We start from the raw sequence: 20,522 nt of genomic DNA, 5'->3' as shown, positions 1-20,522 counted from the left end.
CTTAGCGATCCTTGATCAGTTGCTGGACGAGCTCGCCCAGTGTGCGGACCTTCCCCGTATCAGGCGCGGAGACTCCCAGGCGAGTGGACATCGCCTCACCCAGCTTGCGCAGCTCTCCGTCCTTGGCGCCCACCTGGCGGAGGTCCATCGCCAGCAGCGCGTCGCGCACCGAGCGCGGGCCACCACCTCCGGAGCGCTTCGAGGGCTCCTCTGCTGCGGCGGCGGGAGGTGCGGCCGCGGCGGCGGAGGCCAGCGCGGAGGTGGCCGGGGGCACGGCACCCGTGCTCTGCGCGCGCTCGACGATGTGGTCGATGACCTTGCGCAGGGTGTTGAACTCACGCAGGGCGCGGTTGGGGTCGCGCGACACGCCGAAGGCCTCGCGGGTACGCGCGAAGATGTCCACCTGCTTGACGGTGTCGATGCCGAGGTCGGCCTCGAGGTCGAGGTCCATCTCCAGCATGTCCTCCGGGTAGCCCGTCTTCTCCACCACGTTGCGCAGGAGGACCTCGCGCACGCTCGCGGCGAGGTTCAGTGAGGCGGCGATGGCGGTGGGCACCGCGGGATTCGACGCGGCGGAGACCACCGGGGTGGCGGGGACAACGGGAGCCTGCACGGCGGCGGGCGGGGGAGCCGCCGGAGCGGGCCGGGCCGCGGGGGCCGGAGCAGAAGCCGGGGCGGAGGCTCCACCGGCGGCGATGATGCGCTCGACGATGTGGTCGATGACCTTGCGCAGGGTGTTGAAGTCGCGCAAGGCGCGGTTGGGGTCGCGCGATACGCCGAAGTGCTCGCGGGTGCGCGCGAAGATGTCCACCTGCTTGACGGTGTCGATGCCGAGGTCGGCCTCGAGGTCGAGGTCCATCTCCAGCATGTCCTCGGGGTAGCCCGTCTTGGCCACCACGGTGTCCAGCAGCACGCGGCGGACCTCCTGCTCCAGCGCGATGGACTTCAGCACCGTGGTCTCGGGCTGCGAGGCGGAGGGAGCGGGAGCGGGGGGCGGCGGAGGTGCCTTCGCTGCGGCGGCGGCGGTGCCGGTCGCGGCCTGTCCCGTGCGCAGCTGCTCCACCAGGGCGATGATCGCCTCGAAGGTGCGCAGGTTCTCCGGCTGGGCCACGGAGGCGTCCACGCCGAACTCGCGTCCCAGGGCGATGGCCACCTTCAGGGCGGTGGCGGGCTCGAGCACCCCATCCAGTGGGAGCTGGAGCAGGACCTGCTCCACCTCGGCTCCAGCGCCATCCGCCGAGAGCTGGCCGACGCCGTTCACGAATGAGTATCCCACCACGCGCTTGAACTGTTCCATGTCACCTACCTTGGGATGAATCGATGCGATGGCGCCATGCTGCTGTCCCTTGAGGATCTCCCGCGTGAACTGCGTGAGGGACCACTTGGGACCGGCCTCGATGAAGATGCGGGCGCCCTGACGGTGCGCCTCTCCGAGGGCTTGCCGGAGCCGCACGGGCTCCACGAACTGACTGGTCAGGAACGACGGGTACTCGCGCAGCGGCCGGTTGCCGTAGTCCGCCGCGTCGATGGTGGAGATGAGGCGCACCGCGGGCTTGTGGAACGTCAGCCCGTCCAGCACTCGCTGGTAGGCCGGGCGCGCCTTGCCGATGAGCTCCGAGTGGTAGCCGTGGGAGACCGCGAGCACGTTGCACTCGATGCCCCGGGCGGTGCAGCGTTCCACCAGTCCGGGCAGGGCGTGGCGGTCCGCGGACACGATGCAGGCGCGAGGCCCGTTGTCCGCCGCCAGCGTGGCGTAGCCAGGCAGTCCCGCGAGCAGCTCCGGCACTTGCTCGGAGGCGCAGGCGAGCGCCGCCATCTGGCCGGGGTCCTCGGTGGGCATCTCCAGCACGGCCACCGTGCGCGAGTGGATGGCGTGCAGGCCATCTTCCAGGGAGAGGCTGCCCGCGGCGACCAGCGCCGCCAGCTCGCCCGCGCTCTGGCCGATGAGCAGGTCCGCGTGGATGCCGTGGGCCGCCAGCAGGCGGTAGAGCGCCACGTTGACGAGGAAGACAGCCGCGTGGATGTCCTCGTCGTTCTGCCGGTAGTTCTTCGGGTCCTCCGTGTAGAAGCTGCCGGTGAGCGTGCGCCCGGTGAGGCGCAGGTAGACGCGGTCGGCTTCCTCCAGCGTCCGGGCCACCACGGGGTAGGCGCGGGCGAGCGGCCGGAGCATGTTGGCGTACTGGCCGCCCTGGCCGGGGAAGGTGACGGCCACCTTCGCACCGCGCAGGGGCGCATCCGGGCCCGCCGCGAAGATGCCGGACTGGCCCAGGGGCTCCAGGTCTCCGCCCGACTCCACCGCCTTGCGCAGGAAGTCGCGCTTCTTGCGCAGCTCCTCGCGGGTGCGCGCCGTGATGGCCACTCGCCAGGGGCCCTCGGGCGTGCGGCGCGTGTCCTCCAGCGGCCCCTGCTGCTCGCAGAGCGCGTCTAGCTGAGTCAGGCATGCACGGGCGTCCGCGCCGGCCACGGCGACGAGCTTCGGCTCTCCGTCGGCGGGCTCGGACTCCTTCTTCTCCGGACGCGAGGGCGGCGCCTTGTACTCCTCCAGGATGGTGTGGAAGTTGGAGCCGCCGACGCCGAAGGAGCTCACTCCGGCGCGGCGCGGGGCTCCTCCAGCGGGGGCGGGCCACTCGCGGTTGTCCGTCACCACCTCGACGCCCTGGGGAATCTTCGGGTTGCGCGGCTCGCTCTTGAGCGAGCGCGGGATGAGCCCCTCCTGCATCGCGCGGGTGACCTTGATCATCCCGGCCACGCCGGCCCCGGCATTGAGGTGGCCGATGTTCGACTTCACCGAGCCGATGAGGATGGGCCGGGTGCGGCCCTCGCTGTAGGCGTTGTGGGTGGACTTGGTCTCCACCACGTCACCCAGCGCGGTGCCGGTGCCGTGACACTCCACGTAGTCCACGCTCGTGGGGGGCACGTTGGCGGCGGTGAGGGCGCGGCGCATGGCCAGCGTTTCACCCATCTCGCTGGGGGGGAGCACGGAGCGGCCCTTACCATCACTCGAGCCGGCAATGGAGCGAATGACGGCGTGGATGCGATCCTTGTCCTTTTCGGCCTCCGAGAGCCGTTTGAGCACCAGGATGCCCGCGCCCTCGCCGGGGACGAAGCCCTCCGCCTTGGCGGAGAAGGGCGTGCTGCCCTTGGCGGACAGCGCGTTGAACCGGCAGCCCGCGATGAAGAACTCAGGCGACATGTCGGCCCACACACCACCCGTGAGCACGATGTCGGCCTCGCGATGCTGCAACATCTTCCAGGCGGCGTGGAGCGCGGCGAGCGAGCTGGCGCATGCCGAGTCCATCACCATGTGCGGCCCGTGGAAGTCGTAGAGCGAGGAGATGCGGCCGGCGTTGAGGCTGCCCAGGTAGCCGGTGAGGCTGTCCTCGCTGATGGGGGGCAGGCCCGCCTTGTAGCGCTCCTCGGCGTTGCGCAGGATGGCGCCGCGCAGCTCCTCCGGCAGCCCGGACTTCTCCAGCGTGTCGCGCAGCTCCTTGGAGAACTCGGCCCAGCGCACGCGCGAGTCCGCGAGGAACTTGATGCCCTGGTACGGCAGGAAGCCGAGCGCCAGGGCCACCCGGTCCCGGTTCCACTTGTCCGGTGAGTACCCGGCGTCCTTGAGGGCCTGCTCGGCGCTGAGCAGCGTCACCACGTGCGAGGGGTCCAACGAGGCCCAGGCCGCGGGAGGAATCCGCATCTCCATGGTCGGAGAGGGGAGCGCGTCCAGCCAGCAGCCGATCTTCGTGTACGTCCGGTCCTTGCGATCCGGGTGGAAGTAGCGCTCGACCTTCCAGCGATCCTTGGGCACCTCGCGGGTGGCGTCGTGGCCCTCGAGCAGCTTCTTCCAGAGCGTCTCGACGTTGGCGGCCCCGGGGAACATGCCGCCCATGCCGATGATGGCCAGGGGCTCGTCCTGGCGGCGGCGGGGGGCGGACCTGCGCTCGCCTCCCGGACGGTAGGCCTCCAGCACCGCGTGGAAGTTGTTGCCGCCGAAGCTGAAGGAGCTGACGGCCGCGCGCGGCGTGGTGCCGGGGCGGAACGGCTGCGCCATGCGCGGGACGTGGAAGGGCGTGCGGTCCAGCTCCAGCTTCGGGTTGACGCGCTCCACGCCCGGCTGCGGCGGAATCTGTCCGTGGTGCAGCGAGAGCACCGCCTTGAGGAGGCCGGCCGCTCCGGCGCCCGCGCGCAGGTGGCCGATGTTGGCCTTCACCGAGCCGAGCGCGATGGAGCCGTGCGCGCCGCTGTACACGCTGGCCAGCGCCTGCACCTCGCTGACATCGCCCACCGGAGTGCCCGTGGCATGGCACTCCACATACTGGATGGAGTCCGGCTCCACGCCCGCGTCCTCGATGGCGCGGCGCATGGCGAGCGCCTGGCCCTCGCGCCTCGGCGCCACCAGGGACTTGCCCCGGCCGTCCGACGAGCCGCCTATCCCGCGCAGCACCGCGTAGATGGTCTCTCCGTCCCGCTCCGCGTCCTCCAGCCGCTTGAGGGCGAACAGCGACACACCTTCGCCCAGCAGGGTGCCGTCACACTCGTCCGAGAAGGGGCGGACGTGGCCCTTCACGGAGAGCCCGCCCAGCTTGGAGAAGGCGATGAACTCCAGCGGCGTCAGCATCTCGCTCACGCCACCGGCCACCGCCAGGTCGAACTCTCCGTCGCGCAGTCCGCGCACGGCGAGGTCCAGGGCCGCCAGCGAGGACGAGTACCCCGCGTCCACCGAGTAGTGCAGGCCCTTGAGGTCGAACTGCATGTTGATGCGCCCGACGGCCACGCTGGCCGAGGAGCCCACCACGTTGTCGTCACTGCACTCCTTGAGACGGGCGCGCAGCCGCTGGGCGGTGACCTCGAGCACCTCCTGCTGCCGGGTGGTGGGCAGCGCGCGGAACTCGTCCGTGGCGCGCACCGCGTCCAGCATGTCCTCCAGCCGGATGTGCATGCCGCTGTCGCGCTGCCAGCCGAGGCTGGTGGCTCCGAGCAGGATGCCCGTGGTGTCCTTGGGCAGCACCTTCACCGCGGAGAGCGCCTGGGTGCCCGCCTCGAGGACCATCCACTGGAAGGGGTTGACCTGCTGGGCGTCGGCCGGCGTCACCTTGTACTTGCGCCAGTCGAAGACGAAGTCGTGGATGAAGCCGCCGAGCTCCGCATGGGCCCGGTCCGGCATGGTGCGGTCCGGGTGGTAGTAGAGCGAGTGGTCCCACGCTCTGGCGGGCACCTTCGACAGCGACACCTTGCCAGTGGAGATGCTGGCCCAGAAGTCGGAAACGCGGAGGGCATTCGGCAGGACGCAACCCAATCCTACCACTGCGATGGCATCCATTCTGGTTCTCTCTGAAGGGCCGGGTCGGGACCCAAGGGGGATGGAGGCAAGGACCTCGGGAGGGGAGCCCGATCCTACCACGGGGCTCGTAGGGTGGATCCGTCTGCTGGGGTGGGCGCATCCCGCCTGGGTGCGAGCGTGGCCAGGGAGCGAGCCGGCTGGCCGCCTGGGGAGCGATCATCCAGGCTGTATCAACGTGGAGCGGGTGGTCGCACTCCGTGACGGTGTGTCACACCCGCTCGCCGCCGGCGGGACACGCTGGCGAGGTGGCGTCGCCGGGCTCCGAGGAAGAGCGAGTTTCTCCTGGGAGCCACTCGCATCCCGGCCCTGGGCGCGGGGGTTGCACAGGCGGCCTGGTGGCCTGACGGAAGGCCACGGGAGACGTCACGACATGAGCCAGAAGAAGACGCGGAAGCAGCAGCGCCGCCGCCAGCACGGCATGACCCTCATCGAGATCATGGTGGTCATCACCATCCTCGGCCTGATCATGGCCGCGGTGGGAGTGGCCGTCATTCCGAAACTCGACGAGGCGAGGCAGGACAGGGCGCGCCTGGACATCGGCGCCATCCACAACGCGCTCAAGCTCTACTACGCGAAGAAGGGGCGCTTCCCAGACACGGCCACCGGCCTGCGCGCACTGGTGGAGACGCAGGCCCTGGAGCAGCTGCCCAAGGACCCATGGGACCACGAGTACGTGTACATGAACGAGGGAGGCAGACCCATCATCACCTCCTATGGGGGTGACGGCGTGTCCGGAGGCGAGGGCGTCGACGCGGACATCTCCTCGCGCGACCAGGAGAAGGACTCCATGGCGCGCCGATAGTCCGCTGGGAGACGGCCGTCTCGCCCTCCGGTGCGATTCAAACAGAGGTGGGAACCGGCTGGTGCCCCGGCTGGGTTCCGGCCGGAGGGGAGGGCCGCTCGCCCTCGGCGGCGGGCGGGGGCGTTTCACCTACGCCAGCGGACCTAACTTCCAGGGCGGAGGTGGGTCATGGGACGCACGATCGAAATTCCGAAGCAGGACTGGTTCCTCTACTTCGAGCGCTTCAGCAAGAGGGCGATGGGGCAGCCCATCCATGTCGAGGTGGAGAACCGGGAGATAGGCGATCAGGAGATGACTCGCACGCTTCCCCTGGTGGGAATCGAGCTGGAGACGAAGGGCTCCGAGGCCGGGGACATCGAGGTGACGGTGGAAGACGATCAGGAGGAGCTCACGCACCACATCGACCAGCCGACGCGGGTGTTCCTGCTCGTGGACGACAACGACAACATCAACAGCATGGACATCGAGGACCAGGACGGAGGGAAGACCCTCGTCTTCTTCGATGGGAGCGTCCGGGTGCCGGCCCAGGTCTCGCTGGGCATCGAGGAGCCCGCGCCCGGGCCGTGAGGAGCTCGTCCACCTGCTGGAGCCCGGCCTCGAGCGCCAGCAGGTGGGCCGGTCAGCGGCTCACGGCGTCGCGTTGTAGGTGCCGACGGTCGTGAACTTCGTGTCCTGCACCTGCCACAGCTCCACGGGAGCGGGCGCCTCGCCGGCGGCATTGAAGTCCAGGGGGCCGCTGGCGCCGTCCACGTTGACGTTGTTCCCCGCGGCCAGCGCCGCCGACAGGGAGGTGAAGTTGGAGTTGGTGAGCTGCGTGGGGGTGGTGCCGCTGGCCGACACCTTCGTCAGTCCCTCGGCCATCTTCACGCCCGTCACGCTGTTGGACGTTCCCTGGGAATAGGCCGCGCCCAGTGCCAGCAGGTACATGGCGTCATAGGCGTTGGAGGTATAGGCGTACTCGCCCGGGTTCTTCTTGTACTTGTCGTTGAAGCGCGAGCTGAAGGTGGCGAAGGCCTGTCCCGTGCCCTGTGCCGGGGCCGAGCCATAGAAGCCCTGTGCCTCGGCGGCTGCCGTCGAATCCGCCAGCACGGCCGCGTCCTTCACGCTGTCGGAGAAGAACCAGCGGTGGCCACTGCCCCGCTTGAGGTTGATGCGGGTGGACGCGTCCTTGAGGATGGCCGTCACGTCGCCGGCGAAGCCCACCAGCACGGTGATGTCCGGGTCGTACATGTCGAGCTGCTCCATGGCCGTCTTCACATCGCCGCTCTTCGGATAGGAGAAGCCCCGGTTGGCCACCCGCGTCGAGCCGCTGGTGAGCCGCTCGGAGATGATGTTGAAGAGGCCCTGCCCGTACGGGTCGTCCACGTAGAGGATGCCCACGCGCGACGGGGTGCCGAAGCGCGCGGTGTCGCTGCGCAGCAGGTCCGCGATGACACTGCCCTGGATGGCGTCCGAGGGCGAGGTGCGCCACACCAGTCCCACCGTGCCGCCGTTGGTGTCCGGCAGTGACGTGAGCTCCGGCGAGGAGGCGCTGTAGCTCATGGTGAGCACACCCTTGGACACGGTCACCGACGCCGCCGCGAGCGACTGGCTGCTGCCGGCCGTCAGCACCGCCGCCACCTTCTTGTCGTTCACCAGCCACTCGGCCTGCTTCTTCGCGCGCTCCACGTCGCTGGAGGTGTCGCAGACGTGCAGGGAGATCTGCTTGCCACCGACGCCTCGTTGGTTGACCTCGTCCAGCGCGAGCAGCGCGGCGTTGAGCGCCTGCTCGTCGGACTCGTCGATGCCCGCGTCCGGGTCCGTGCTGGTGTGGAGGGGGAACAGGGCCCCCATCTGGATGGCATTGGGGTCGGTACCGCCATCGGCGAGCCCATAGGTCTTCCCGCAGCCGGTGGGCAGCGGCAGGCAGAGGTTCTGCGTGCACACCTGGTCGCTGCCACAGTCCGCGCTCGTCTCGCACTGGTCCAGCCCACCCGCGGTGGTGAAGCTGCACCCGGTGGCCAGCACCGCCAACACTCCTGTCAGGATCTGCGCGCGCATCAGAAGCTCACCTCCAGACCAGCACCGGCGCCCCGGGGCGCCGTCGTCAGCCGGGCCTTGCCGGGTTGGGGAACGGGCTCCTTGGGATACAGCAGGACGGCCGCCACCGCGCTGACCAGTCCCACTCCGAAGCCGATGTCCGCCAGCAGCGCGTTGCTCCGGGTGGAGTCCCTCGCCGCCAGCTTGGTGTCCAGGTCCGTGGCGGCGTTGAAGTCCGAGCGTGCGCCGTTGGCCTTCAGCCCGAACACGGTGCCCACGCCCACGCCCACCAGCGCCACCCCGCCCAGGGTGATGGACGTCACCTGCATGCGCTTGCGCGAGGCCAGTGCGTCATCGTTGGCCGCCTTCAGCTGCAGCTGGCTGGCCTCGTCGGCGCGCCGGGCCGACTCACGCTCCGCTTCCACGCGCCGCTGGGCCGCCTCGGTCTCCTGCTGCAGCCGCTTGCGCTCTGCCTCCGTCGCCGCCTCCGTCGCCGCCTCCTTCTCCTGTTGCAGCCGGAGCCGGTCGATGGCCGAGCGCGAGCGCTTGCGCAGCTGCGCGTCCTCTCCGTCCGTCAGGTACTTCTCGTAATGGGAGATGGCCTCCCGGGCCTTGCCGGCCTGGTCGTACGCGCGGGCGATGTTGTAGACGAGCCGCGAGTCGGGCTTGAGCTCGTTCGCCTGCTCCAGCGCCTCGGCTGCCTCCAGGTACTTCTTCTGGTCGTACAGCCGCTCGGCCTGCTTGATGAGCTCCTTCGCGTTGCGGGGACCTCCGCGCTGGGCATGCGCCAGGGCGGGGACGAACAGGAGGGCCGCCAACAAAACCAAAACCAATCGCATGGTTGGGAAGCCTACTCCTGAACTTCTCATCCGCGAAGAGTCCGGAAAAACGGCGGGGCCGTCCTACCTCGTGGCAGGACGGCCCCGGAAGACGGCGGGCCCCCCTAGTAAGAGAGAGGGCCCGGGGGCTCAGGTTCCCAGACGGGAGATGAGCAGCTTGCGCTGGAGGGTGAGGGCCTCGGGGGCCTTGAGGCCCAGGGACTCGAAGAAGGGCTCCTGGCTCTTGAGCTCGGCCTTCCACTCGTCCTCCTTGATGGAGGTGACGTCGGCGACGGCCTCCGAGGAGATGTCAAGGCCCTTGAGGTTGAGGCCCTGGTCCTGACGCGGCACCCAGCCCAGCAGGGTCTCCTCGGTGGGGACGCGGCCGTGGACGCGGTTCACGATCCACTCGAGCACGCGCATGTTCTCGCCGAAGCCCGGCCAGATGAACTTGCCGTTCTTGTCCTGCCGGAACCAGTTGACCTGGAAGATCTTCGGCGGGTGGGCGATCTTCTTCTGCATGTTGAGCCAGTGCTGCAGGTAGTCGCCCATGTGGTAGCCGCAGAAGGGCAGCATGGCCATGGGGTCGCGGCGCACCACGCCGACCTTGCCGGTGGCGGCGGCGGTGGTCTCGCTGCCCATGGTGGCGCCGAGGAACACGCCGTGGGTCCAGTTGAAGGCCTGGATGACCAGCGGGACGGTGTTGGAGCGACGGCCGCCAAAGATGATGGCGGAGATGGGCACGCCCATGGGGTCATTGGCCTTGGGGCTGAGCACGGGGTTGTTGGAGGCGGGCGCGGTGAAGCGGCTGTTGGGGTGCGCGGCCTTCTCCGTGCTGCCCTTCTTCCAGGGGCGGCCCTGCCAGTCGGTGAGCTCGTCGGGGACCTCGCCGTCCATGCCCTCCCACCACACGTCGCCATCGGCCGTCATGGCCACGTTGGTGAAGATGGTGTCCCGGGCGACGGAGGCCATCGCGTTGGGGTTGCTCTTGTAGTTGGTGCCGGGGGCCACGCCGAAGTAGCCGGCCTCGGGGTTGATGGCCCACAGGCGGCCGTCCGGACCCACGCGCATCCAGGCGATGTCATCGCCCACGGTCTCGATCTTCCAGCCCGCGTACTCCTTGGGCGGGACCATCATCGCGAAGTTCGTCTTGCCGCACGCGGACGGGAATGCAGCCGCCACGTAGGTCGTCTCACCCTGGGGGCTGGTGACGCCGAGGATGAGCATGTGCTCGGCGAGCCACCCCTCGTGCTCGCCGAGGAAGCTGCCAATGCGCAGGGCGAGGCATTTCTTGCCGAGCAGCACGTTGCCGCCATATCCGCTGCCGAAGCTCCAGATGGTGTTGTCCTGGGGGAAGTGGCAGATGTAGCGGCGGTCCGGGTTGAGGTCGCCGGTGCTGTGCACGCCGCGGTTGAAGTCGTTGGAGTCGCCCAGCATGTCCAGCGCCGCCTTCCCCATGCGAGTCATGATCCGCATGTTGAGGGCGACATAGACGCTGTCGGTCAGCTCCACGCCAATCTTGGCGAAGGGGCTGCCCAGGGGGCCCATGACGTAGGGCACCACGTACATGGTGCGGCCCTTCATGCTGCCGGTGAACAGGTGGGTCAGCTTGGTGTAGGCGGCCTCGGGCTCCATCCAGTTGTTGGTGGGGCCGGCGTCCTCCTTGTTCGTGGTGCAGATGAACGTGAGGTGCTCCACGCGCGCCACGTCATTGGGGTTGGAACGGTGCAGATAGCAGCCGGGGCGCTTCTGCTGGTTGAGGGGGATGAGGATGCCCTCCTTCACCGCCAGGTCGGTGAAGCGCTTCTTCTCCTCCTCCGAGCCGTCACACCAGACGATGCTGTCCGGCTGGGTCATCTGCGCCATCTTCGACACCCAGGCCAGCAACTCCGCGTTCTTCGTGGGAGCGTTGCCCGGGAGCGCTGCGTTTTGGGTCGGGGCCATTCGCGACTCTCCTCAAAAAAAGGTGGGCGGCAACCTTCCTGACTGCCCCCTGTAAAAGCAACAGCGCCCCCACGTGAACCCCGTCCCGGGTCTCCCATCTCCCTTCAATTTCACTAATCGTGCTTCCTCTATCCAGAAGGAAACGTTCGCGGAGCGTGAAGCCTCACGTTCTGCCGCACCGGGTCACAGGTTCGGTGCTTCCATGGCCATCGCAATCGTGCTGGGCATCGTGCTGGTCGCCCTGGTGCTCTTCTCCATCGATCTGGTACCCATCGAGGTGAGCTCCCTGGTGGTGGTGTGCCTGCTGGCGCTCTCCGGAGTGTTGACGCCCGGGCAGGCCTTCGAGGGATTCAGCAACGACACGGTCATCTTCATCTTCACCCTGCTGGCGATGACAGAGGGGCTCGCCAGCACGGGAGTGGTGCAGCTCATCGGGCAGCGGCTCGCCTTCTTCGCGCGCTTCGGGCACCAGACGTTCGTGCTGGCGATGATGGTGGTGGTGGCGGTGTTCTCCACGGTCGTCTCCAATACGGTGACGACGGCGGCCTTCCTGCCGGTGGCGATTGGCGCGGCGCAGCGCGCCAAGGTGCCCAAGAGCAAGGTGCTGTTGCCCCTGGCCTATGCGTCCATGCTGGGGGGTATGGTGCTGCTGTACGGCACCTCCACCAACCTGGTGGCGTCCGCGGCCTTCGGGCGCTTCGGGCTGGCGCCCATCGGGGTGACGGAGCTGTCGCCGGTGGGGTTGCCGGTGGCGGTGCTGGGCATCCTGGTGGTGGTGTTCCTGGGGCCGCTGCTGCTGCCGACGCGGGAGGGCAAGGGCGCGGTGGGCGACTGGGTCCTGCGCGATTACCTCACCGAGGCGGTGCTTCCACCCGACTCGCGCTACGTGGGCAAGGAGCTGGCGGAGATCACCCAGGGCCTGGGGCTGCGCGTCATCGGGCTCATCCGGGATGGGCAGTCGCTGCCGGCGGTGCCGGCGTACCGGCTGGTGGGCGACGAGCGGCTCATCATCGAGGGCAATCGCGAGGACATCCTCCGGGTGAAGGACCTGAAGGGGCTCGAGCTCCGGCCGGACGTGCGGCTGTCGGACACGGACCTGAGGCCCCAGGACATGCTGCTGGTGGAGGCGACGGTGCCCATCGGCAGCTCGCTCATTGGCCGCAGCCTGAAGGAGACGCTCTTCCTGGAGCGCTACGGCCTGGTGGCGCTGGCCCTGCACCGCAAGCCCGCCATCCAGCGGCTGACGAAGCTGCAACTGCTGGGGCGGCTCTTCGGCGGGCAGTCGCTGTCCTCCCTGCCCCTGTCCGTGGGTGACGTGCTGCTGCTGCGCGGCCCACGGGAGCGGGTGCAGCAACTGGCGGACGGCATCAACCTGCTGGTGCTCGGGGACGTGGAGTACCAGCCGCCACGCTACGGCAAGTCGCTGCTGGCGGTGGTGCTCTTCCTGGGCGCGCTCGCGCTGGGCAGCTTTCAGGTGCTGCCGCTGTCCGTGGCGGGGCTGGCGGGGATGCTGGCGATGATCGCCACCGGCTGCGTGGACGCGCGGCGCGCCTTTCGCGTGGACTGGCGAGTGGTGCTGCTCATCGGCTCCATGCTGGCGCTCGGCGTGGCCATGGAAGAGAGCGGGGCGGGCAGGTTCCTGGGCGGCCTCGCGGCGGGGCTCGGCGAGTATGGAGGCCCGCGCATGGTGCTGATGGCGATGATGACGCTCACCATCCTGTTGTCGGCGCCCATGAGCAACCAGGCCGCGGCCCTGGTGATGCTCCCGGTGGCCATCGGCGCCGCCACGAAGCTGGGGGTGGAGCCGCGGCCCTTCGCCATGGGGGTGACGCTGGCGGCGAGCTGCTCCTTCATCACCCCCCTCGAGCCGAGCTGCGTGCTGGTGTATGGCCCGGGGCACTACCGCTTCACGGACTTCTTCCGGCTCGGCACGCCCCTGACGGCCCTGTTGCTCGCCTTCCTCGTGGCGGTGGTGCCCCTGGTGTGGCCCTTCCAGAGGCCCGGCGCCGATCCGGCCCGCTCTCGCGAGCCGGTGAGCGAGCGCGTGGTGCCGCCGTAGGCCGTGTCTGACGGATCGATTTGTGTGTCGTCCAAGCCCAGTTTGAGGCCCTCGCCCTCACCCCCGCGCCATAGGGGTAGCGCCCGCTCAGTCAGCGTTGACAGGGCGGCACTCCGCCATAAAAGGGGCCAACCTCCTTCTCTGGGGAGTCGGCGCCAGGGTCTATTTTCTCGGGCGGTTGTCGTTTCAAGGGGCACCCCGCATGGCGAAGGACTACGCACTCGTCGTCCTGATGCGCCCTGACGGGGACCGTCCTGGCACATTCCTGGTGGCGCTGGCGCCCTGGGGCGGATGCTACGCCGCGCGGGCGAGGGCCTCGTCGCGGCGCACCTCTCTGACTCGTCCAGGTGAGGAGGTGCAGCATGTCCACTCGTCGTGGTGATGCGTCCACCTCGTGCGCACGGCTGGCCCCAACAGTGGCAGCGCACTTCCCTCCTGCGCGCGCGTGCGAGCTCCTCGTCGAATCGAGCCCCGGAGTCGGGGCACCGGCGCCGAGGCCGTCGAGCACCAGCATGGGGTCAATGGTTTCGGTGCTCAGCCGGTGGGCCAGAGGTTTCCAGGCCCTCCTGCTCGCGAGCTGCCTCGTGGCCAGCATGAGCGCGGCCGGCGAGGAGTTGAGACGCGTGAGGGTGACGCTCTCGGCCGAAGCGCATTCGCGAGCCGAAGCCCTCAGCCCCCGCCTGGAAGACTGGAAGGAGGGCGTGCTGTCCCTTCGGGTGGTGGATCCCGGCCGCCTGGTGGTGAAGGCAGGTGCTGAAGTCATCGCCGCAGCGGCGCTCGGCTGGGGCGAGGACCAGCGGCTGCGAGTAGACGCGCTCGAGGCCTACCCGCCCGAGGCCCTGCCCCGGATCATCAACCGCGAGCGCGGGCGGGAGGAGGTGGAGGTAGACGTCCCGGAGGGAGTGGGCGCTGGAGAGCAGCTCACCCTCACGTATGAGTGGGACTGGAAGCACGCGGGGAAACCCGCCCTGGAGCGCACCTGGCGCCTCCCCCCGATGGAGGACATCCCGCCAGAGTGGCTGGAGGACGAGCCGTCCGAGCCCGAGTGGGAGGTCACGCCGGAGGACGAGGCCAGCGCGCAGGCTTTCCTCTCGCCCGAGCTGGCTCCGCTCCCCGTTCAGGTGGACCCGGCTCGGCCCGAGCTACTCTGGGTTGCCGGGTACGCCTCACGCGAGGAGATAGCCTCGCGGCTCTTCGGAGATTCTGCGGCGGCGGGCACTTTCGATATCGAGCCCCGAGCGCCTCCCTCCAGCGCTGTGGAGGGCCTCCAGGTCTGCGTGCGCGTACGCCACCCGCCAGCGCTCGTGCCGGAGTTGCTCGCCACCATGTGCCGTGCCCTGGATGCGCAGCTGGAGGCGGATGTTGTTTGGAGCCGCTCCCAGCTTTCCTCGGCCTCCTTGGACAGGGCCGGGGCCGCCGCGCTGGTGGAACGCGGCCTGCGTTGGGCTCAACGCTCGGAGATTCTGGACGGGGCTGGGCAGAGCTACTTCGACCGATACCTCCAGGCGCTCGAACCCCTGAGGAACGAGTCGCAGCGCGGGCACATCCTGGGAGAAGCCTCCGAGCCTCTGCGGAAGGCCATCGCTCTGCGCTCCAAACGCTTCAGGGCGAGCGACAGCGTCGCGGATGGCCCGTCCGTCCTCGCCCCGGGCAGCGTGGTGGGCCGCTTCTATTTCGCCGACGGCTCCAGCGTCCAGGTGCGCACCCTGCTGCTGCTCACGGAGGAGACGTCCCTGGAGCGTGCGGAGCTGCGGGTGCGCAACCTTCCTCGCAGCACTCCGCGCGTCATCATCCCCGGGGAGGACGGGCGGTGGCGGGGCTACAGCGCCGAATTCAACACCGTCGCCGGGGCCCCTGAGCCACTCGAGCACCCCGAGGGTAATGCCTACTGGTACTACCCGGGCACGCTCCTCATTCGACCGGGAGACTGGCGGCCAGGGCTGGGGGCCGGTACGGGCGAGTTGGCGGCCCTGCGACGGGAGCTTCTCCAGACAGCCCTCGCCACGGCGACACCGGAGGCGCCCCAGCCCCTTGTCGCCCTCGACCATGACGTGCTCTCCCTGCTCACCCCGGACGAGCGCCTGGGCGTCTTCAATACCTTCCTCACGGGCCCTGCGCTCACCTCCGACATCAGGGAGGATGCGGTGCACCTGCTGGCGCGTGTGCTGCTGTCCACGCCCGACCGGGAGTTTCCCCCCTTGGAGCGCAGGCTCACTTCGAGTGGGGCGCTGGAGAAGCTGCTCGGCAGCAACGCGCCGGAGTACAAGATGTTGCTGGGACAGGCCTTCACCCGGAAGGCGCTCGCCTCGTTTCCCCTCAGGCTGGAGCTCCTGGAGTCCCTGCCCACCTTCCACCTGGGGCGCGAGGGTGAGACGACATACCTGCTCAACGTCCCCTCTGGGCTGGTGCCCACGGTATTGGTGGCGCCGGAGGCATGGGCGGCGCAGCAGGGCGTGCACCTGGGAGCCGAACCCGCGCTGCCCGGAGAGGCGATAGGGCCTTCCCAGCGCATGGCCCTGTACTTCCAGCCGGTGCAGCAGAAATTCGAGGCATGCTACCTCTCCTCGACGGAACCGGCCCCACGTAGCCGAGCCCTCCACCCGCTGGAGTGGGTGCAGGTGGAAGTCCATGGGCCACAACCGCGCACGCACCTGATGACGGCCATGGAGCTGGCCCTGCTTGCTTCCACTCCGGACACGTTGCTTCTCTGGTCGGCTGTGGGCCGCATCAGTGAGATGCACATGGTGTACGGCGCCGTGTCGGCCCTGGGGCGGGTGCCGCTGCTGACAGGGGTGCCCGCCACCGCCGCGCAAGGCAGCACGCTGGCGGGGGCGCGCGGAGCGGCGGTACGCCTGTTCGTGGGCCGCATGTCGTTGGTGACGACCCTGGCTGTGGTGGACACGTACCGCGACGAGCTGTCGCGGACGCCAGAGGGGCGGGCCTTCCTCGCGGTGCATGACCTGGCCATGGTGGCGCTGGCCGGTAGGGACATCTCCAAGCTGGCCACCTCGGGTATAGGACGCGAGCTGGTACACCGGGGAGGGCTGGCGTTGAGCGCGGCTGGCGCCCGGGCCTCGTCCGGACTGCGCGAGTCGGTGGAGTCCATCCAGGCCCTGGTGAAGACGCTGGAGCGGATGCTCGCCGAGGGCAAGGCCGTTGCGACGCCAGACGGACTGCGGTTTTCCCTTCCTGGCGGCGCCGAGGCCTTCAAGCAGGCCTTCTTTGCCGTCCGGGGGGAGATGGCCGCCGCACGGGCGCTCGGTGGCATTCGCGGCGCGGGGCTCGCGGCCGAGGAGGCCGAGAAGACGCTGGAGGCGTTGAAGCTACTCGCGGCGGAGAGCCAGGAGATGGGGCGCGCCTACAACGCCGTGGCGCGGCGCGCGGCGGCCCTGCCTGCCGACAAGGCGCAGGCCTACCTCGCCGCGGTGCAAAACATGCATGCCGCCACCCGCAGTGCGGCGAAACCGGCGCTCGCGGAGTTGCTGAGGCGCTCGGGAGCACCGAGCCTGAAGGACCCGCTTGCATTCCTGAAGGAGGCCGAGTGGCTCGTCAGTCACTCGGAGCTGGAAGCAGAGGCAGTGGCTGAGTTGGCGAGGAAAGCGCGCAGGGGTCGCGTGGACCTGAGCTGGATACGCTCCACAGGGCTGACCATGGAGGAGCTCAACTTCATGGCCAGGAACGAGAAGACGGCTTGGAGACTGTTCCGACGAGCAGCGGCGGAACCGGGGAGTTTAGAGATGCAACTGCAGGCACGTGAGCGACTCCGAGGCATCGCGGCGGAAATGCTGACAGAGCGCAATGCGCGGAAGCTCTTCCCGGGCTTCCGGTTGACCGGACGGCAGGTGAAGATGAAGGAGGGGCACATCATCGACAACGTGCTTACGGCGACGATGGGGCCAAAGCTTCAACACGGGGTGGAAGTAAAAGGCTGGAACGATAACCGTTGGCGCAAGGCGCTTGACACCTGGCTGGCCAGGCAGGGCGGCGCCACGCTCAACGAACAGCAGGATGCGCTCGTAAAGCAACTCCAGCACCTGCTCGACCAACTCGCGGACGCGGCCAACGCACCTCGCGGGAAACCGTTCCTCGTCGTTACCGACAAGCTGAGTGGGCCGACCAGGGAAAAACTAACAGACTTCCTACGAACAAACGCGCGAGGAACCCAGGTCATCGAGGTGGAGGAAGTTCGGATATTGGAGAAGACGAAGCAGTTGCGTGCGGCACTGAATCTGCCGGAGAACTTGTCCGGAGGTGCGCCATGAGCCGGTGGCCTCTCTGGGCGGTCCTGGCTCCTGGCGAGCCTGCACGGTTGGAAAGCCGCGCCCAGGCCATCGTGATGCCGGATTGGGACGAAGAGGACGGAGAAGAGCTTCCCTTCGAGGTCATTCCGGGCAGTGGTCGCTACCACGCCATCGTGGGTACGGACCCCAGCGACGTGGGCGCCGAGATGCAACTCGCCGAGGAACTGTCACTCGAATGTGATGAGCCCGTGTACTCGATTGAGCGCGCCAACGATCCCTGGAGCGTCATGTCGTGGCGGAATGGTGCGCTAGAGGTCTTGGAGGTGGACCCAGAATCACTGGCCGAGTCTCTCGGCTGTCCGCTGCCAGGCCGTGAGAAGTCTTCGGACTCGCCTGCAAAGAAACCTCTGCGCAAAGCCGCCTTGGTGGAAGGAGTCAGAGCCGAGGAGGCGCACCGCGTGCTGGAGGAGGTCGGCGACCCATTTCCTCCAGGACACTACCTACTTGAGGACACGCCGAGAGGCCTCCTGATCGCCGGTGGCACAGGCGACATAGGGTACGCCGACATCACTGTGTCGGAACGGATTCCCCATGCGACCGTATACGCAGTTATTGCCTCGCCGGACCTGGACGAGTTTTTTGTTACCGTGAGGCGAGGGGGTGAGGGCGTCGAAGAGTTCGCACAGCCGCCTGATGAGTTTCCGCGTCTGCCAGTTGTCAGCGAAATCAAGGGCGAGCGCTCACCTGAGCGGATTCTCGCGGCGCTGGGCATCCCAGCGGAGTGGTTCCGGAATGAATGACGGGTGCCCGGGCTGCGTCGCTCAGGGCCCCTGCTTTCCGGCAAAACGGTGCCCTTCGCCGAGTCGGGCAGAAGGGGCGGCACAGCAGGCCCGCTCCTTCTCCCCAGTTGCCGCTACTTCTTGGGTCTCCCGTCAGCACCTGCAACGTTGCTGACGGGTCTTGGCGCGGCGCTGGCTCAGCCGCAGGTCAGGGTCCAGCGGCACGTGCCCGAGAGGCACTCACGGCCGCTCGCGCAGAGGGCGCCGCGGGCCTTCTTGTTCTGGCACTGGCCGGTGTTGAGGCCCCAGCCGCAGTACTGGGTGGAGCCGCAGTCCGCGTCATCATCGCAGATGCAGCTGCCGGTGACGTTGCCGCAGTCCGAGGAGGTGCACTTGTTGCTGACGCACTCCTCGTTGAAGCGGCACGTCTCGTTGAGCACCTTGGAGGCGGGCGCGTAGGCCTTGCCGCACACCTGGGGGTACTGCGCCTCGCGGGTGGACTTGTCCACGTAGGGGGCCACGCCGCTGGTGTCGATGTCCGCCGCCGCGTCCGCCATGCCCGTGCGGGTCGACTGCGCGCGCTCCCACATGCGCAGGAAGGTCTCCGACGAGCCCTCGAGTCCCGTGGTGTTGGCGCCCAGCTGCTTGAGGTCGCGCAGCAGGTCCGGCAGCAGGCCCACATGCGCCAGGCCGTACACGTCGAAGTCCGTGCCCAGGCGCGCCGGCCCGGAGAGCCGCTGCTGGTTGGCCTGATCGTCCGCCTCGGCCTTGAAGCCCGCCGAGCACGCCCCGTACGAGCCGAAGCGCGGCCGCGTCTGCTGGATGAAGCCGTTGAGGTCCGCGCCGAAGGCCATGGGCACCTTGAGCCCCTGGCGGCCGAACTCGTAGGCCTGGGCGAAGGAGCGCGACGAGCCCTGGCAGCTGTTGGCGATGCTCGTGCGCGTGTAGGCCCTCGTCTCGTCGTGCGCCGTGCGCAGGCCGAACATGCCGCCCGTCTGCCGCAGCTCTCGCACCACCCAGGAGGGTGTCGTCTTCTCGTTGGCGGCCAGCCCCGGGTTCATCACCTCGCGGAAGTGACCGTGGGAGATGTAGATGGGGTAGTAGGTGTTGGCCTGGGCCAGCGTGAAGGTGTCCTGCACGCTTCGCTCGGACATGTGGGCCACGTCGATGAGCATCCCCTTGGCCATCAGCTCCTGCACCAGCGCCTTGCCCTCGGCCGTGAGTCCCTTGGTGTTGCGGCAGTTGGCGTCCACATCGAAGCCCAGCGTGAAGCCGTTGCCCGTGACGCCGCAGTCGGTGTCGATGTGGCAGTTCTCCAGGAACTGCGCGGCCTGGAAGATGACGTTGTGCAGCGCCGCTCCGCCGAAGCGGTTGTCCAGTTGGTGCACCGGCTGGATGGAGCGCACGCCCAGCGCGTAGACGCGGTTGAGCTCCGTGCGCCAGTCCTTGGTGCCGAACAGCTTGCTCGTCTCGATGGAGAGCACGATGGCCAGCTTGCCCGCCCCGATGATCTGCCGGGCATGCGCGGGCGACAGGGCGATCTCCGCCCAGTCCGTGCGCGCGTCGAAGTCACGCGCCATCTGGATCTGCACGTCGATGTCCGCCATCTCGTCGCAGGGGCGCTTGAGGTTCTGGTAGGGCAGCGCGCTGCACAGGAAGCCGTTGCTCACCAGCGACACCGTCACCAGCGACAGGCCTCCGTCGTGCGCCTGCTTCAGCCAGCCTTCCCAGGCCTGCTGGTGGGCGATGGTGTCCCAGCGCGGCCACTGGGTGTTCACCTCCTTGCGCCCGAGGTGCAGGCCCGTGTCTCCCTCCGTGCCCTCGATCTTCCCGATGAACTCCGAGGCCACCGCCCCGCCGATCCCGAAAAACTGCGACAGCACCGGCACCGAGGACAGGTCCACCGCGCCCGAGTTGGGGCACAGGTTGAGCAGGTTGCTCAGGTCCATGCGCACGCGGGCATGGTCGCTCTCCGGCATTCCACCGTCACAGCTCGCCAGCGTGCCGGTGTGACTGCCGTGGAACCAGCCTCCGCCGAATGCCTCCTCGGCGAACATGTGGTGGTGCAGCTCGGCGAAACCCGGAACCGCCACCTTCTGCTCGACGGCGGCAACCGGCTCGGCAAGCGCGGCGGGCGGCTCGTCGGGGACCGGATTGCACGCCTGGGACAACATGAGTGCGGACAGCAGGGCCAATGGACGTCTGGACATATGCGGATCTCCTATTCCTGGAGGAAAATTACACATACAACCCGTGCGGGTCACGAAAATCAAGTAAAACCGGTTGACTTGGCGCGGCGAGGATGACAAGCGCACCCGCCTCGCGCTCGTGCGGAACGGGCGCGGGTGGGGTCGCGGCTGCGCTGTCCATGGAGGCCTGACGCGGAGCGGCTTCTTCATCGAAAAGCGGCTCTTCCGCTGACCGGGTCCTGAGCTTTACAGCGCATGCCGCGCGGGCGCACGATCCCAGAGGTCCCCATTGCATCGCTGCGGCCGTGAGGACGCGGTTCGACCCTCGCGAGGTAT

Annotated in this window: 10 protein-coding genes; 5 read left to right on the top strand and 5 right to left on the bottom strand. The window is 68.5% G+C overall.

Translation table 11 applies throughout. The features are described from left to right. Window position 1: 1 nt before the first annotated feature. Window positions 2–5,314, bottom strand: a complete 5,313-nt coding sequence (locus DAT35_RS19850) for a type I polyketide synthase (RefSeq protein WP_108068630.1) — start codon at window positions 5,312–5,314, stop codon at window positions 2–4. A gap of 391 nt (window positions 5,315–5,705) precedes the next feature. Between DAT35_RS19850 and gspG the strand changes: the two genes are divergently transcribed. After that, a complete protein-coding gene (gene gspG / locus DAT35_RS19845; RefSeq protein WP_108068629.1) occupies window positions 5,706–6,137 on the top strand; it encodes a type II secretion system major pseudopilin GspG in 432 nt (143 codons plus the stop codon). Between the two features lie 168 nt (window positions 6,138–6,305). After that, a complete protein-coding gene (locus DAT35_RS19840; protein WP_108068628.1) occupies window positions 6,306–6,704 on the top strand; it encodes a DUF5335 family protein in 399 nt (132 codons plus the stop codon). A 60-nt stretch (window positions 6,705–6,764) separates the two neighbouring features. On the opposite strand, the gene DAT35_RS19835 is transcribed toward DAT35_RS19840, so the two are convergent. The 3 genes from DAT35_RS19835 to DAT35_RS19825 all read right to left on the bottom strand — a co-directional run bounded on the left by DAT35_RS19835 (window position 6,765) and on the right by DAT35_RS19825 (window position 10,918). After that, entirely contained in the window at window positions 6,765–8,177 is a 1,413-nt protein-coding gene (locus DAT35_RS19835; RefSeq protein ID WP_108068627.1) for an ABC transporter substrate-binding protein, read from the bottom strand. Continuing rightward, window positions 8,177–8,995: a hypothetical protein gene (locus DAT35_RS19830; RefSeq protein ID WP_108068626.1), complete on the bottom strand. Its 819-nt coding sequence runs from the start codon at window positions 8,993–8,995 to the stop codon at window positions 8,177–8,179. Before DAT35_RS19830 ends, DAT35_RS19835 begins: the two co-directional genes overlap by 1 nt. A gap of 129 nt (window positions 8,996–9,124) precedes the next feature. Then, the gene (locus tag DAT35_RS19825; RefSeq protein WP_108068625.1) at window positions 9,125–10,918 is read right to left on the bottom strand and encodes a phosphoenolpyruvate carboxykinase (GTP); all 1,794 of its coding nucleotides are present in this window, start codon (window positions 10,916–10,918) and stop codon (window positions 9,125–9,127) included. 202 nt (window positions 10,919–11,120) lie between these two features. On the opposite strand from DAT35_RS19825, the gene DAT35_RS19820 reads away from it, so the two are divergent. The 3 genes from DAT35_RS19820 to DAT35_RS19810 all read left to right on the top strand — a co-directional run bounded on the left by DAT35_RS19820 (window position 11,121) and on the right by DAT35_RS19810 (window position 18,018). Then, window positions 11,121–12,977, top strand: coding sequence for an SLC13 family permease (locus DAT35_RS19820; protein ID WP_108068624.1), 1,857 nt, complete (start codon window positions 11,121–11,123; stop codon window positions 12,975–12,977). A 521-nt stretch (window positions 12,978–13,498) separates the two neighbouring features. Next, complete coding sequence (locus DAT35_RS19815; protein WP_158501794.1) at window positions 13,499–17,239, top strand: hypothetical protein; 3,741 nt, start codon at window positions 13,499–13,501, stop codon at window positions 17,237–17,239. Then, complete coding sequence (locus tag DAT35_RS19810) at window positions 17,236–18,018, top strand: hypothetical protein (protein WP_108068622.1); 783 nt, start codon at window positions 17,236–17,238, stop codon at window positions 18,016–18,018. The genes DAT35_RS19815 and DAT35_RS19810 overlap by 4 nt, the downstream gene beginning before the upstream one ends. A 176-nt stretch (window positions 18,019–18,194) precedes the next feature. On the opposite strand, the gene DAT35_RS19805 is transcribed toward DAT35_RS19810, so the two are convergent. Beyond that, window positions 18,195–20,207 carry a membrane dipeptidase gene (locus DAT35_RS19805; protein WP_108068621.1) on the bottom strand — a complete coding sequence of 671 codons (2,013 nt, stop codon included), beginning with the start codon at window positions 20,205–20,207 and terminating at the stop codon, window positions 18,195–18,197. Between the last annotated feature and the right edge of the window lie 315 nt (window positions 20,208–20,522).

The sequence above is a fragment of the Vitiosangium sp. GDMCC 1.1324 genome (assembly GCF_003044305.1).
In the GTDB taxonomy this organism is placed as follows: domain Bacteria; phylum Myxococcota; class Myxococcia; order Myxococcales; family Myxococcaceae; genus Archangium.
Note: the sequence above shows the minus strand (reverse complement) of the source record. Positions and strands in the feature narration are given on the sequence as shown.

Coding starts and splice junctions, on each gene's coding strand:
- DAT35_RS19820 (WP_108068624.1), top strand. CDS start 11,121: ATGGCCATCGCAATCGTGCTGGGCATCGTGCTGGTCGCCCTGGTGCTC.
- DAT35_RS19850 (WP_108068630.1), bottom strand. CDS start 5,314: ATGGATGCCATCGCAGTGGTAGGATTGGGTTGCGTCCTGCCGAATGCC.
- DAT35_RS19825 (WP_108068625.1), bottom strand. CDS start 10,918: ATGGCCCCGACCCAAAACGCAGCGCTCCCGGGCAACGCTCCCACGAAG.
- DAT35_RS19805 (WP_108068621.1), bottom strand. CDS start 20,207: ATGTCCAGACGTCCATTGGCCCTGCTGTCCGCACTCATGTTGTCCCAG.
- DAT35_RS19830 (WP_108068626.1), bottom strand. CDS start 8,995: ATGCGATTGGTTTTGGTTTTGTTGGCGGCCCTCCTGTTCGTCCCCGCC.
- gspG (WP_108068629.1), top strand. CDS start 5,706: ATGAGCCAGAAGAAGACGCGGAAGCAGCAGCGCCGCCGCCAGCACGGC.
- DAT35_RS19835 (WP_108068627.1), bottom strand. CDS start 8,177: ATGCGCGCGCAGATCCTGACAGGAGTGTTGGCGGTGCTGGCCACCGGG.
- DAT35_RS19815 (WP_158501794.1), top strand. CDS start 13,499: ATGGTTTCGGTGCTCAGCCGGTGGGCCAGAGGTTTCCAGGCCCTCCTG.
- DAT35_RS19840 (WP_108068628.1), top strand. CDS start 6,306: ATGGGACGCACGATCGAAATTCCGAAGCAGGACTGGTTCCTCTACTTC.
- DAT35_RS19810 (WP_108068622.1), top strand. CDS start 17,236: ATGAGCCGGTGGCCTCTCTGGGCGGTCCTGGCTCCTGGCGAGCCTGCA.